Annotated in this window: 8 protein-coding genes and 1 pseudogene; 7 read left to right on the top strand and 2 right to left on the bottom strand. The window is 66.1% G+C overall.

Going from position 1 to position 14794, the window contains the following annotated elements:
• Nucleotides 1-105 precede the first annotated feature (105 nt).
• Entirely contained in the window at nt 106-1002 is an 897-nt protein-coding gene (gene choW, locus HWX25_RS12970; RefSeq protein ID WP_059819594.1) for a choline ABC transporter permease subunit, read from the bottom strand.
• Nucleotides 995-2285, bottom strand: a pseudogene (locus tag HWX25_RS12965) (glycine betaine/L-proline ABC transporter ATP-binding protein); the annotation flags it as partial. The pseudogene HWX25_RS12965 and the gene choW, both read right to left, overlap by 8 nt.
• A gap of 476 nt (nt 2286-2761) precedes the next feature.
• Here HWX25_RS12965 and HWX25_RS12960 point away from each other — a divergent pair.
• From HWX25_RS12960 to HWX25_RS12930, 7 genes are all read left to right on the top strand, one after another.
• Nucleotides 2762-6160, top strand: a complete 3399-nt coding sequence (locus tag HWX25_RS12960; protein WP_175908732.1) for a DUF2339 domain-containing protein — start codon at nt 2762-2764, stop codon at nt 6158-6160.
• Nucleotides 6157-7509 (top strand): DUF3999 domain-containing protein, encoded by a 1353-nt coding sequence (locus HWX25_RS12955; RefSeq protein WP_175908731.1) that lies wholly within the window; start codon nt 6157-6159, stop codon nt 7507-7509. Before HWX25_RS12960 ends, HWX25_RS12955 begins: the two co-directional genes overlap by 4 nt.
• 332 nt (nt 7510-7841) lie before the next feature.
• A complete protein-coding gene (locus tag HWX25_RS12950; RefSeq protein ID WP_175908730.1) occupies nt 7842-8147 on the top strand; it encodes an NIPSNAP family protein in 306 nt (101 codons plus the stop codon).
• A gap of 310 nt (nt 8148-8457) precedes the next feature.
• On the top strand, nt 8458-9108 hold the full coding sequence (locus HWX25_RS12945; RefSeq protein ID WP_175908729.1) for an NAD(P)H-dependent oxidoreductase: 651 nt from the start codon (nt 8458-8460) through the stop codon (nt 9106-9108).
• Between the two features lie 223 nt (nt 9109-9331).
• A complete protein-coding gene (locus tag HWX25_RS12940) occupies nt 9332-9550 on the top strand; it encodes a hypothetical protein (protein WP_059534037.1) in 219 nt (72 codons plus the stop codon).
• A gap of 91 nt (nt 9551-9641) precedes the next feature.
• Nucleotides 9642-10544 carry a ferritin-like domain-containing protein gene (locus tag HWX25_RS12935; protein ID WP_175908728.1) on the top strand — a complete coding sequence of 301 codons (903 nt, stop codon included), beginning with the start codon at nt 9642-9644 and terminating at the stop codon, nt 10542-10544.
• 1068 nt (nt 10545-11612) lie between these two features.
• Nucleotides 11613-14794: ESPR-type extended signal peptide-containing protein (locus HWX25_RS12930; protein WP_279610114.1), on the top strand; the 3182-nt coding region annotated here is incomplete at its 3' end.

Here is a 14794-nt window from a genome sequence, read left to right as displayed (position 1 = left end):
CTGGCGAATTGAGCAGGTTGCACGCAGCCAGCCCCGTGGCACACGCCACGGAAGCCGGTATCGAATCGGGGGAGGCGGCCGGAAGGCGAACCGGCCGCCGGTTGCTTACGCTTGCGCGGGCGTGGCCTTTGCGCGGAACAGTTGTTTCAGGCCCGAGAACAGCGGTGCTTTCACGGTGCCGGGCGCACGGCCGAAGCTCTCGGTGATGCGGTCGAGAATGATCGCGAGCAGCACGACCGACAGACCGCTTTCGAAGCCGAGGCCGATGTCGAGGCGCTGGATACTTGCGAGCACGTCGTTGCCGAGGCCGCCCGCGCCGACCATCGACGCGATGATCACCATCGACAGCGCCATCATGATCGTCTGGTTCACGCCCTGCATGATCGACGGCAGCGCGTTCGGGAACTGGACCTTGTACAGCAGCTGCCACGGCGTGCAACCGAATGCCTGGCCGGCTTCGACGATCTCGCGGTTCACGTGACGGATGCCGAGGCTCGTCAGGCGCACGGCCGGCGGCATCGCGAAGATCACCGTCGACAGGATCCCCGGCACGCGGCCGAGACCGAACAGCATCGCGGCCGGAATCAGGTACACGAACGCCGGCATCGTCTGCATCAGGTCGAGGATCGGACGCACGATCGCGGCGACCCACTTGCTCTTCGCCGCCCAGATGCCGAGCGGAATGCCGAGCACGAGGCTGACGATCGTCGACGACAGCGTGAGGCCGAGCGTGATGACCGTCTGGTCCCAGAAGCCCGTCGCGAAGATCAGCAGCAGCGACGCGGTGGTGAACAGTGCGAAGCGCCAGCCCACGCGCCACAGACCGACACCGATGAAGATCGCCATCATCAGCCACATCGGGATCGCCTGCAGGCTGTGCTCGACGAATGCGGCGAGGCCCTCGATCGCGCGGCCGATCGTATCGAACGTCGCCGCGTCATGGTCGAGCAGGTAGTGAACGGACTGGTCGACCCAGCTACCGAGCGGAATCATTTCAGACATGGGAGCCTCGCGAACGCGTGATGGCCTTCAGGATAAGTGCGCGGTCGACCGAGCCGCAGTAGCAGCCGTCGTCGTCGACGACGGGCAGCGCATTCGGGCTCGCGACGACGCGCGCGACGACATGTTCGAGCGACGCATCGCGCCGGATGCTTTCGATCGGCCGCACGGACGGCGTGTCCTGACCGATCGCGTCGCGCGTGACGAAGCCGCGGATCTTGCGGGCGGCGTCGAGCACGAACGCGTATTCGGCACTGCCGTTCAGCGTCGCCGCGACGTTCGCGGCATCGCACTTCGACATGGTCGGCACGGCGCCCGTCTGCATCAGGTCGCCCGCCGTCAGATAGCGGCTCGTGTCGATGCCGTCGAAGAACGCACGCACGTAGTCGTCGGCCGGATTCGCGATGATGTCCTGCGGCGTGCCGACCTGCACGAGGCGGCCGCCTTCCATGATCGCGATGCGGTTGCCGATGCGCAGCGCCTCTTCCAGATCGTGCGACACGAACATGATCGTGCGGCGCTGTTCCTTCTGCAGTTGCAGCAGCACGTCCTGCATTTCGCGGCGCTTGAGCGGGTCGAGTGCGGAGAACGCCTCGTCCATGATCATCAGCGACGGGTTCACGGCCAGCGCGCGGGCCAGGCCGACGCGCTGCTGCATGCCGCCCGACAGCTCGGACGGCAGCTTGTGCGAGAACGGTGCGAGGCCGACCTGCTCGAGCACCTCCATCGCACGGCGTTCGCGTTCCTTCTTGCCGACGCCTGCGACCTCGAGGCCGAACGCGGCATTCGATACCACGCTGCGATGCGGCATCAGCGCGAACGACTGAAACACCATGCTCATGTCCTTGCGGCGCAGCGCGGTCAGCGCGGACCGGCGTGCCGACGCGACGTCGAGCCCGTCGATCAGCACCTTGCCGGCGCTCGGATCGACCAGCCGGTTCACGAGGCGGATCAGCGTGGATTTGCCGGAGCCGGACAGGCCCATCAGCACGAATATTTCGCCTTCCTGCACGTCGAACGATACGTTGTGCACACCGACGACCTGACCGGTACGCTTGAGCACATCGTCTTTCGTTGCGCCGGCAGCGAGCATGTCGAGCGCCTGCTGCGGGTTGCTTCCAAATACCTTGCACAGACCTTCGACCACGACCTTGGGGGCATCCATCGAAACCTTCTCCTCGTGTAGCGGGGACTCACGCGTGTCTAGCGTGCCTACATAGTTGCCAGAAAAAACCCCGACCTGCCGACGAATTACGACAAACGCTTGCGCAAATACGACACACCCGGCGGCCCCGCCACGCGGGGCACAGCGCCCGGCGGCACTCGATTGCGGCAACGCAATACGCGCTCAGCCAATAATGGCGGGCATCCCGGGCGCGGCTTGTGCGCAGCAGCGCGACGCGCGAACGGCGCCCTTTTGCGCCAACCCACGGAAGCCGCGCGTCGCTTTGCGACAATTCCACGTCCGATCGGACGGCGTCGCTTGTCCCCTTCTTGAGAAAGGAATGGTCGTACGAAAACCCGCATCGCGAACGTGCGACAGGCACGTTTCGCCGCCCGCCCGCAACCCAGAAAATCCCCCATGGTCATTGTGATACATTGCCGGCAATCACGCTGATCGCGACATCGCCGCGCGCCTTGGGCGTGGCGACGCGCCGACGGCGTGCGCATGCCGGTTCGCCTGCCGGCCATACTGAAACAGCCTCGATCGGGCCGTGCGCCGATCGAAGGACGATAACGAAATGAGAGAGGGAGCAAGGCGATGAATTGGGCTTTTGCCGCAATCGGTTTCATCGTGGGCGGTATCGCCGCATTGTTCGGGGATTTCTCCGCCACCAACGGCACGCTGCTCGGCGCGGCGGTCGGGTTCTGCATCGGTCACGCGCTCAAGCAACACAAGCGCAAGAGCGGCGACGCGATACCCGACGCGTTCGCGATTTACGCCAATCCCGCGACACCACAGCCCGCTCCCGTGCCGCTCGCCGATCGCGTCGCGCGCCTCGAAGCGACGGTCGACGCGCTCACGCGCGAGCTTGACGTATTGCGTGGTCAGCTCGCGGGCGCGAAGGCCGGTGCCGCCACGGCCGGCAGCGCCGCGCAAATGCCATCGGCGACGCCCGCCTCGGTCACGCCTGCACCCGCCGCAATGCCGCCGCGGCCGTCCGTGCAGCCGGCCGTCGCGCGCGCCGGCGTGCCGCCGTCGACGTCCATCCCGGCTCCCGCACCGGCCGTCGCCACGCGGATGAGCGAAGCGACCGCCGCTGCCGGCGCGCCGACGAATCCGCCCGCGACGACTTCACCATCCACCCCGCCCGCCCCGCCCAAACCCCGCGAACCTAGCATCGCCGAACGCGCGTTCCGCGCCGCACGCGACTGGTTGCTCGGCGGTAATACGGTCGTGCGCGTGGGCATCATCGTGCTGTTCTTCGGCGTCGCGTTCCTGCTCAAGTACGCGGCCGACAACAACCTGCTGCCGATCGAATTCCGCCTCGCCGGCACGGCTCTCGCCGCAGCCGCGCTGCTCGCGATCGGCTGGCGCGTGCGTGCGCGCCGCGCCGCATACGGCCTCGTGCTGCAGGGCGGCGGCATCGGCATCCTGTACCTGACGATCTTCGCCGCGACCAAGCTCTACGCGCTGCTGCCGGTCGGCGCCGCGTTCCCGCTGATGGTCGCGGTGTGCGCGCTGAGCGCGTTCCTCGCGGTGAAGCAGAACGCGCTGCCGCTTGCATTCATGGGCAGCGCGGGCGGCTTTCTCGCGCCGGTGCTGCTGTCGACCGGCCACGGCAGCCATGTCGCGCTGTTCAGCTACTACGCATTGCTGAATGCGGGCATCTTCGCGATCGCATGGTTCAAGGCGTGGCGTCCGCTGAACCTGCTCGGCTTCGTGTTCACGTTCACGATCGGCTCCGCGTGGGGCGTGACGGCATACCGCCCCGCGCTGTTTGCGACCACCGAGCCGTTCCTGATCCTGTTCTTCCTGATGTACGTCGGCATCGCGCTGCTGTACGCGGTGAAACGCGAACTGGCGCTGCGCCACTACGTGGACGGCACGCTCGTGTTCGGCACGCCGATCGTCGCGACGGCGCTGCAGGCATCGCTCGTGAAGGGCATGCCGTTCGGGCTCGCGTGGAGCGCGGTCGCGCTGTCGGCGTTCTACGTCGCGGTCGCCGCATGGCTCGCGCGGCGCCGCGATCGTCTCGCGCTGCTGTTCGAGGCGATGCTCGCGCTGGCGGTGATCTTCGCGACGCTCGCGGTGCCGCTCGCATTTTCGGGCCCGACGACGAGTGCCGCGTGGGCGATCGAAGGCGCGGCGATCGTGTGGGTCGGCGTGCGCGAGAAGCGCCTTGCGCCGTTCGGCTTCGGCCTGCTGATGCAGATCGCCGCGGCCGGCGCATTCTTCACGAGCCTGCTCGGGCCGACCGACACGAACGCGCTTCCGGTGCTCAACAGCCCGTACATCGCAATGCTGCTGATCGCGCTCGCAGGGCTGTTCACGGGCTGGTGGCTGCACGGGCGCGACGAAGCGCGCGCGTGGCACGCATGGATGCCGGACGTCGGCGCGGCGGCCGCGGCCTGGGGGCTGCTGTGGTGGCTGAGCAGCGGGCTGCACGAGATCCTCGTCTATGCGAGCCGCCACGTCGATCTGCATGCGGACCGCTTCGTCGTCGACGCGACCGCGCTGTTCGCAGCCGGCACCGCATGGCTTGCACACGTCGCGCGCCGCAAGCTCGTCTGGCCGATCGCCGAATGGCCCGCACTCGCGCTGACGCCGGTGCTCGCGCTGCTCGCATTGCGCGCGTTCGATGCGCATGAGGCGCCACTGTCGGGCATGGGCGCGTTCGCGTGGCCGATCGCCATCATCGCGTGCTATGCGCTGCTGCTGCGTCAGTCGCGCGGCACGGCGGCGGCTGGTCCGGCCACGGGCGCGACGGGCACGTCGGCCGTGGCGTTCACCCTCACGCCGGTGATCGCGCCGCTGCACACGCTGATGTTCTGGACGTTGTGCGGCCTGTTCTCGCTCGAAGGCTTCTGGCGCCTGCGCGCGTTCGTGCCCGAAGGCGCGTGGAGCTGGAGCGCGTGGGCCTACGGCTTCGGCGCGCTGCTTCTGCTGGTTTCGGGCCCAGGCTCCCGCCTGCGCTGGCCCGTCGCCGCGTTCCCGCGCGCGTATCAGGTGTGGGGCGCCGCGCCGCTCGCCGCGCTGCTGTGGCTGTGGAGCATCGCCAGCGTGACGAGCAACGGCGATGCGTCGCCGCTGTTCTGGCTGCCGCTGCTCAATCCGCTCGACGTCGCGCAACTGCTGATCTTCGTCGCGTTCGCCACCTGGCTGCGCCGCCTGAAGACGCTCGGTGTCGGCTGGCATCCACTCGCGGCCGACCTGGCGGCGCTCGCGACCGTGTTCCTGTGGTTCAACGCGCTGCTGCTGCGCACGCTGCATCACCGTTTCCACCTTGCCTACGACATCGACGCCGTGCTGTCGTCGTTCGGCATCCAGCAGGTGCTCATGGTCGGCTGGAGCCTGTTCGCGTTCGCCGGCATGTGGCTGACGCGCCGCGACAGCATCGCGCGCGTGTGCGCGCTCGCGTCCTTGCCGCTGATCGTCGTGATGTGGGTCTGGACCTTCTACGCGAACTTCACGCAGGACGGCGGCAGCTGGGCGCGTGTCCCGCTGCTCAATCCGCTCGACCTCGTGCTCGTGGTGGTCTATGCGCTCGCGGCGTCGTGGTTCGTGCGCGCGCGCAAGCTCGGCTGGTCGTTCGGCAACTACCGCGTCGAGCTGCTCGGCGCGGCCGGCGCGACGGCCTTCCTGTGGCTGAACGCGATCCTGCTGCGCACGCTGCATCACTGGACCGGCGTGCCGTACGCATTCGATGCGATGGCGGAATCGACGCTCGTGCAGGCGTCGGTTTCCGTGTACTGGACGCTCTGCGCGCTCGCGACGATGATCTGGGCCACGCGCCGCGGGTTGCGTCCGCTGTGGTTCGTCGGCGCCGCGCTGCTCGCGCTCACGGTGATCAAGCTGTTCCTGTTCGACCTGTCGCACGTCACCGGCATCGAACGCATCGTGTCGTTCATCGGCATCGGCATCCTGCTGCTGTTGATCGGCTATTTCTCGCCGCTGCCGCCGAAGGCCGCGGCCCAACGGGACGATCGCCAACCATGAAACGACTCGCAGCCCTGCTCGGCCTGAGCCTGCTGACGTCGTTCGCGGCGGCCGACGGCACGCCCGGCGCCGAACGCGTTGCCCAGCGCTTCTCGCTCGATCTCGACGGCAGCGCCGCGTATTACCAGCTCACCGTGCCGCAGGCCGTCTATGCGGCCAGCCGGCGTGACGATCTCGGCGACGTGCGCATCTTCAACGGCACCGGCGAGCCCGTGCCTTACTCGCTCGATGCGCCCGCGGCGGCGGCCGTGCCGCCGTCACGCACGCCGGTGCACTGGTTCCCGTTGCCGCCGGCGCGCGCCGACGACGGGCCTGCGCCGCTCGGCGTGTCGGTTGCGCCGGACGGCTCGCTGCGCGCGGCCGTCACCGCGCCGGCACGCGCGCAGCATGCGGCCGATCTCGTCGACCTGTCGCACGCGGACGGCGAGGTCGACGCACTGCTCGTGCACGTGAGCGACGACAGCTACCAGGGGCGTGTCGAGGTCGCGGCGAGCGACGATCTGCGCAGTTGGCGCTCGCTTGGCAGCACGCAACTGCTGAAGGTGGGGCGCGACGGCGACATGTTGATGCAGGAACGCATCGCGCTCGAAGGCACGGGGCCGCGCTACCTGCGGCTCGACTGGCTCGACGGCGCACCCACGATCGGGTCGATCGAGATCGAAACGCAACCGCACGATGCACGCACGGCGGACAGCGCGGCCGTGCCACGCCAATGGCGCGAAGCCGTGCACGTGCGCGCCGGCAGCGCGCCCGGCGAGTATCTGTTCGACACCGACGGCGCCTATCCGGTCGACCGCGTGCGCATCGACCTTCCACAACCGAACACGGTTGCGCGCGCAACGCTACAGAGTCGCCCCGGCGCGCAGACGCCGTGGCGCGACGTTGCCGACGTGGTGCTGTTCCGGCTGCAGGGCAAGGGTGGCGAACAGCGCAACCCGCCGCTGACGTTCGCGTCGAATCCGGATCGCGCATGGCGAATCGTCGTCGACATGCGCAACGGCGGTCTCGGCGGTGGCCAGCCTGCCGTCGCGGTCGGCTGGCATCCGGCCGCCCTGACCTTCGTCGCGCGCGGCACGCCGCCGTTCACGCTCGGCGTCGGCAATGCGTCGCTGTCGTCGTCGGCCGTGGGCCGCGATGCGCTGCTCGTCGGGATGGCGCCGGAAGTGCGGCCCGCGCGCGTCGGCGCGGCACTGCCGGTTTCGGCGGCCCCGCCGGAGCCGGCCGCCGATAAGGATGCGATCCGCCGTTACGTGCTGTGGGTGGCGTTGGTCGTTGCGGTCGGCGTGCTCGGCACGATCGCATGGCGCCTCGCGCGCGGCGGCAGCGACACGCACACACGCGACGATTGAGGCAGGCCACACCGGCACGACGAATCGGGCCGCAGCCGCGCACCGCGAGGCGTCGCAAGAAACATGTCGTGAAAATCACGCGAGATCGAAGCAGAACGATGGCGCGATGGCGTGCATGCCCATGGGTTCGACGCCTTCGCCCAAGTGACCGGATTCACCGATCGTTGCGCCCGCAAGCAGTCCGTGACGCACGCATCGGCGTCGACGCAAGCCCGCACGCGCGAAACCTTGTCCGCGATGCACGAAGCCGGCGCGAGCGCGGCCGGCTCCTCGTTGACACGCCCCGTGACGCGCTCCAGACTCGCTGATTCTCCACAGCACCGCGAGCGCCCATGGTCACCTGCGTCCTTCGCTACGTCATCGATCCGTACAAACTCGAGCAGTTCGAAACCTACGGCAAGATGTGGATTCCGCTCGTCGAGCAATTCGGCGGCACGCACCACGGCTACTTCCTGCCTTCCGAAGGCGCCAGCAACATCGCGCTCGCGATGTTCTCGTTCCCGAGCCTCGCCGAATACGAGCGCTACCGCGAACGCTCGAAAACCGATCCCGCCTGCCAGGCCGCGTTCCGGTATGCAGAGGAAACGCGCTGCATCGTCAGCTACGAGCGCAGCTTTTTCCGGCCGGTGTTCGCGTAACGCCGCATCACGCCCGCGCGTCGCCCCGCTTTCCGGCGCCGGACGAAAAAAAGCCCCGCCTGCATCCGCGTGGCGGGGCCAACCCATGTCAGTAGAGACATCATGGAGGAGACGGGCCCATCTTATCGAGCGCGGCACACCGTCCCAACCAAGCATTTCTGCTATCGATCTGCGTCGCCGCGCGCACGCGCGACCCGTGTGCATGGCATATCGATAGAACGAAAAGTCGTTTTCAGAGTGGCGGCGGGGTCGTTACCATCTGGTTTTAAGCCTGTGCTTAGCCGGGCAAGCCATCCCCAAGGAGCGCCCCTTGACTGCATTCGATCAACACCGCCGCCCGTTCGTGGTCGGCATCGGCGGGACCACCCGAGCCGCGTCGTCGACCGAACGCGCGCTGTCGTTCGCGCTGCGCGGCGCGCAGGCCGCCGGCGCACGCACGCGACTGTTCGACGGCCCGTTCCTGCATACGCTGCCGCACTACGCCCCCGAACACAAGACGCTGACCGATGCGCAGCGAGAGCTGATCGACACCGTGCGCGAAGCCGACGCGATCATCATCGCCACGCCTGGCTATCACGGCGGCGTGTCCGGTCTCGTGAAGAACGCGCTCGACACGCTCGAGGAACTGCGCGCCGACGCGCGCCCGTACCTCGACGGCCGCGCGGTCGGCCTGATCGTCACGGCCTACGGCTGGCAGGCCGCCGGCACCGTGCTGACGTCGCTGCGGTCGATCGTCCACGCGCTGCGCGGCTGGCCGACCCCGTTCGGCGCCACCGTGAACACGCTCGAAACGCGCTTCGACAGCGCCGACAGCTGCTCGGATCCGAAGGTCGTCGCACAGCTCGAGACCGTCGGCTCGCAGGCAGCCGAATTCGCGCTCGCGTTCGCGTCGCATCGCGCGGCCACGCATGCCGCATCGGTCGACGCGCTCGCGCCCGTGCTGAAAATCGCCAACCAGTAACCCCAGCCTCCCCGCCGCCCGCGCCCGGCCGACGACGTTCGCCGCGCGCGGGCGCGCGTGTCCGACGGCGCGGTGCGCATCGCGCCGTCGCCGCCTGCTTCATGCCGTCTCCCCGCGCCGATAACGATCCCGCCCGCCACGTGATTTGCATTGGCCGAAAGATTGGTTCACGCGCGCCGCGGGTTTTCGTACGCTGAAAGCCCGAACCTTCCATGCGCACGCCATGAACCGCACGATCCGCTACAAGGGCTACGAAGTCGCCCCCGCCGCCGCCCGGCTGCCGAACGGGCTGTTCGCCGCGAACCTGACGATCGAGAAGGCAAGCGGCGGTCCGTCGCCGCGCGCCGTGTCGTTCGACGCGATCGACTTCTTCTTCGAAGAGGAGCACGCGCTCGCGTATGCGTCCCGCTGGGGACGCCTCTGGATCGACACGCAGGCCTGAGCGCGCGCACGGCAGCGCGGGCCGGCTCGAAAATACGCGATTACGAAAGCTATGCAAGAATCTTTCGACTCGTAATCGCATAACAACAGCCATGTCCGACACGCTGCAGGAAGACCACGCAGCGGCAGATCACGCCATGCGCAACTGGACCTTCGAGCTTCAGGGTCCGGTCAGGATCGGTTCCGATGCGCACAGGCAGATGTTCTGCCGCATGCTGCTCGATACGCACAACCCGTACAAACCGGCCGTCATCGACTGGCCGCCGCTCAAGCCCGACGAACTCAAGCGGCTCACGTCGCTGCCGATCTGGGACATCGCCGTACAGACCGAAGGCCGTGCGTCGATCCGCGTCGCCACCTTCGCGGCGACCGTCGGCGATCCGCTGTTGCGCCGGGCGCTCGAGATGGACGGCGCCGAGGAGGCCCGGCACAAGGTCGTGCTGTCGAAGCTGGTGCAGGCATACGGCATCGCGCTCGCCCCCGAACCGCCCTATCCGGCGCCGAACGACCCCGAGTGGTCGTGGATGATGACCGGCTTCAGCGAGTGCATCGACAGCTTCTTCGCGTTCGGCCTGTTCCGCTCGGCGCAGCGCTCCGGCTATTTCCCGCCCGAACTCGTCGACACCTTCGAACCCGTGATCCAGGAGGAAGGCCGGCACATCCTGTTCTTCGTGAACTGGTATGCGTGGTACTGGCGGAGTTTGCCGTGGTGGCGCCGGCCATGGTTCTTCGCACGGGTCGCGACCGTGTGGGTGTTCTTGATCCGGGACCGCATCGGTATCGCGCGCGGGATCGATGCGGACGGCGCCGCGCACGACGCGAACTTTCCGGCGACGAGCACCGCCGACATCGGCGATACGCTCAACCCGCGCGAACTGATCGAACTGTGCCTCAGCGAGAACGACCGCCGGATGGCCGGGTACGACAAACGGCTGCTGCGCCCGATGTTCGTGCCGCGCATGGCGCGCCTCGCGCTGCGATTCCTGAAGAAATAAGGCCGCGACCGCAGGTTGCAGGCGGCGTCTTGTCCGGGACGATGTACTGCGTCGCCCGGACCCGGGCGGCACAACCTCGCCGTGCGGCCACGACCGTGATCCGCACCGCGACATCCCATTTCGGACGAAAACGAGCAACCCTCCAGCTCGCGTCTCTCGATTCGCGCGCGGCGTCATGCCAGCCAACGCGCACCCATCTGCCCGAAAGCGCTCGTCCGACGCGCTTGCGCGTCGTTTTTCCTCCCGCCGAATGCCCATCCTGGCCAGCAGGGTCGAGTGACCGTGGCTCAAATCTGACGTTTCCTGCTCGCTGCTCCCGTTGTCCGCACGTGCGCGTCTCGGACCGTCGTCGTGGACGATCAGGCTCGTCGTCCAATTCGCCTCCGAACCCATCACATGAAATTCGTCAATAGAGCAGATTCCAAACGGGAATCCCAATAGTCGGGTCAATGCGCCTGTAGCACTTTTTTACAACTTTGTGACACGGACCGCCGGGGAAGGCCCGCCCCACGGGCGCGCACGGCCGGCGAAATGCGCAAACCAGCATAGCCGAACAATCCTTTTTTCATGTTTTTTTGATTTTCAAGAAAACCCAGCAAATGCAATTGAAAATCCGCTTTAAATCTCAAATTAACAAATTAACAAGGTCGTTCGATCGATCCGAGCCAGCCTCACATCAAACATTACAATCTCGAAAGGCTAACGTTTGCCGCAAACGTTTGCTTTTTCATTTGTCTTACTTTTCGTGCCATCCAATGTGCGGCACGGCACACAGAAAACATTCATGCTCTTGATTTTTATAGACTTTTTTAGAACTCATCGCACCCAGCAACACCCTTCACCCTACATTCCACTTATTTTCAATTTTCTTACACTCGAATACATCAACACGCGATGCATTAACCATCTTTTAACTTTAGGAACGTTCCATTTTTCACTGTTTGTCAATCTCAAAATAGCGCCTCAAATAAACTCCGCCCATCAATTTTGAGATTCGCGCAAACGCACGGCAAATTCATCTAACGAAAGAGACCGGTGTGTGGCGTGCTTATTTGGAGGTAGTAGGACATGAACCGCACATACCGCTCGATCTGGAACGAAGCCCTCGGCGCCTGGGTCGCTGCATCCGAACATGATTCGGCACGGGGCAAGCCGAACAAATCCGCTGTCGTGGTCGCCGTTCTCGCATCGTTGGCAATCGGTCTGCCATCATTCGCAGGCGCATCGACTTATATCCCGGGAACAGTCAACGGATTCGGACAGTTCACGGTTTCGAGCTGCACGTCCGTCAGCGGGAGCGCCGCCGCCGGGCGGACTACCATGGGCGACACCAATGCGTATCCGACTGACGGCTCGGGCACGTGGTCGACGGTGACCGGCTGTAACGCGTCCGGCAATGGCAATCTCGCCGCGACGGTCTATGGGACCTACTCACAGGTCACTGGCAAGGGCGGCACCGCCATGGGCTTTCTCAGCTCAGCTGCCTTGTGGGGCACTGCCGCCGGGCTCGAAACCACCGCGAGTGGCGCCGGCTCTACGGCTCTCGGTTTCGGTTCCACCGCGAACGCGCTGAACTCGGTCGCGATTGGCGGCGCAGCAGGCAATGGCACAACCCCGCTTTCGTACGCGAACTCGACCATCGCATCGGGTGCAGGCGCAATCGCAATCGGCAGTAACGCAACGAAGGGGGCGCAATCGGCCGCATCGGATGGCATCGCGATCGGCGGGCAATCGTCCGTCGGATCGGCCGCCACGTCGGGTATCGCCGTCGGTCGTGGCTCGACTGTCAATGGCGCCTTCGGTACCGCGATCGGTGATGGCGCCGTCTCCAGCGCCACCAACGCCCAAGCTTTCGGCACCAACGCCAACGCCAGCGTGGCGGGTTCGGTCGCGCTCGGTTCCAATGCCGTCACGAACGGCACCGCGAACACGGCGACCGGCGGCACGGGCTCCGTCAGCAGCACGACGATCGGCAGCCAGACGTTCGGCACCTACGCCGGCGCGAGTTCCGCCGCCGGCGTGGTCAGCGTCGGCGCGGCCGGGGCGGAGCGGCGCATTCAGAACGTCGCCGCAGGCCTGGTCAGCGCGACCAGCACGGACGCGATCAACGGCAGCCAGCTTTATGCGGTCGCCAGTACGACGACGTCGAGCATTGCCAGCCTGTCCACGTCGGCTTCGACGGGGATCAGCTCGCTGTCGACCGGCCTGAGCTCGACCAATAGTTCGGTGGCTTCGCTGTCGACCTCCACGTCGACGGGTCTGTCGTCGGCGAACAGCTCGATCAGCTCGCTCTCGACGTCGGCTTCGACGGGGATCAACTCGCTGTCCACGGGTCTCAGCTCGACCAACAGCTCGGTGGCTTCGCTGTCGACCTCCACGTCGACCGGCCTCTCGTCGGCAAACAGCTCGATCTCGTCGCTGTCCACTTCGACCTCGACGGGCATCAACTCGCTGTCGACCGGCTTGAGCTCGACCAACAGTTCGGTGGCCTCGCTCTCGACCTCCACGTCGACCGGCCTCTCGTCGGCAAACAGCTCGATTGCATCGCTGTCCACGTCGACCTCGACGGGCATCAACTCGCTGTCCACGGGCCTCAGCTCGACCAACAGTTCGGTGACCTCGCTGTCGTCGTCCACGTCGACGGGTCTGTCGTCGGCGAACAGCTCGATCAGCTCGCTGTCCACCTCGACCTCGACCGGCATCAATTCGCTGTCGACCGGCCTCAGCTCGACCAATAGCTCGGTCGCCTCGCTCTCGACTTCCACGTCGACGGGTCTGTCGTCGGCGAATAGCTCGATCAGCTCGCTGTCCACCTCGACCTCGACCGGCATCAACTCGCTGTCCACGGGCCTGAGCTCGACCAACAGCTCGGTCGCTTCGCTGTCGACCTCCACGTCGACGGGTCTCTCGTCGGCGAATAGCTCGATTGCTTCGCTGTCCACCTCGACCTCGACCGGTATCAACTCGTTGTCCACCGGCCTCAGCACGGTCACGACCAAGACCGACAATCTCGGCAACAGCACCGCCGCAGCCCTCGGCGGCGGCGCGAGCTACAACCCGGCAACCGGCACGGTTTCCGCTCCGTCGTACACGACGTACAACGCGAACGGCACGACGTCGACCGCCAACAGCGTCGGCTCGGCGATCAACAGCATCAACAGCCAGGGCATCAAGTACTTCCACGCAAACTCGACGGCAGCCGACAGCCAGGCGCTCGGCACCGACTCGGTCGCGATCGGCCCGAATGCCATCGCCAACAACGCCGGCGACGTCGCACTCGGCAGCGGCTCCGTCACCCAAGCGCCCAACCCGACGCCGACGGGTACCGTCGGCGGCGTGACCACCACGTTCGCGGGCGGCAATCCGAGCAGCGTGGTGAGCGTCGGCAATGCGAGCACGGGCACCACGCGTCAAATCACCAATGTCGCGGCAGGCCAAATCACGCCGACCAGCACGGACGCGATCAACGGCTCCCAACTCTTCGCGACCAATTCCATCGTGGATTCGCTGTCGACGACGGTGTCGTCGTCCAGCAGCGCGATCTCGTCGCTGTCGACCGGCATCACTTCGCTGTCGACGGGGCTCAGCTCGACCAATAGCTCGGTCGCTTCGCTGTCGACTTCCACGTCGACGGGTCTGTCGTCGGCTAACAGCTCGATTGCATCGCTGTCCACGTCGACTTCGACGGGCATCAATTCGCTGTCGACCGGCCTCAGCTCGACCAATAGCTCGGTCGCTTCGCTTTCGACTTCCACGTCGACGGGTCTGTCGTCGGCGAATAGCTCGATTTCGTCGCTGTCCACGTCGACTTCGACGGGCATCAATTCGCTGTCGACCGGCCTCAGCTCGACCAATAGCTCGGTCGCTTCGCTGTCGACTTCCACGTCGACGGGTCTGTCGTCTGCAACTAGCTCGATCAGCTCGCTCTCGACGTCGACCTCGACCGGCATCAACTCGTTGTCCACGGGCTTGAGCTCGACCAATAGCTCGGTCGCTTCGCTGTCGACTTCCACGTCGACCGGTCTGTCGTCGGCGAATAGCTCGATTGCATCGCTCTCGACTTCGACCTCGACCGGCATCAACTCGCTGTCGACCGGCCTCAGCTCGACCAATAGCTCGGTCGCTTCGCTGTCGACTTCCACGTCGACCGGTCTCTCGTCGGCAACCAGCTCGATCAGCTCCCTGTCCACCTCGACTTCGACCGGCATCAACTCGTTGTCCACGGGCTTGAGCTCGACCAACAGTTCGGT

Source organism: Burkholderia sp. BCC1640 (genome assembly GCF_902833125.1).
Classification (GTDB): Bacteria; Pseudomonadota; Gammaproteobacteria; order Burkholderiales; family Burkholderiaceae; genus Burkholderia; species Burkholderia diffusa.
This window is presented reverse-complemented; position numbering and strand designations above follow the sequence as displayed.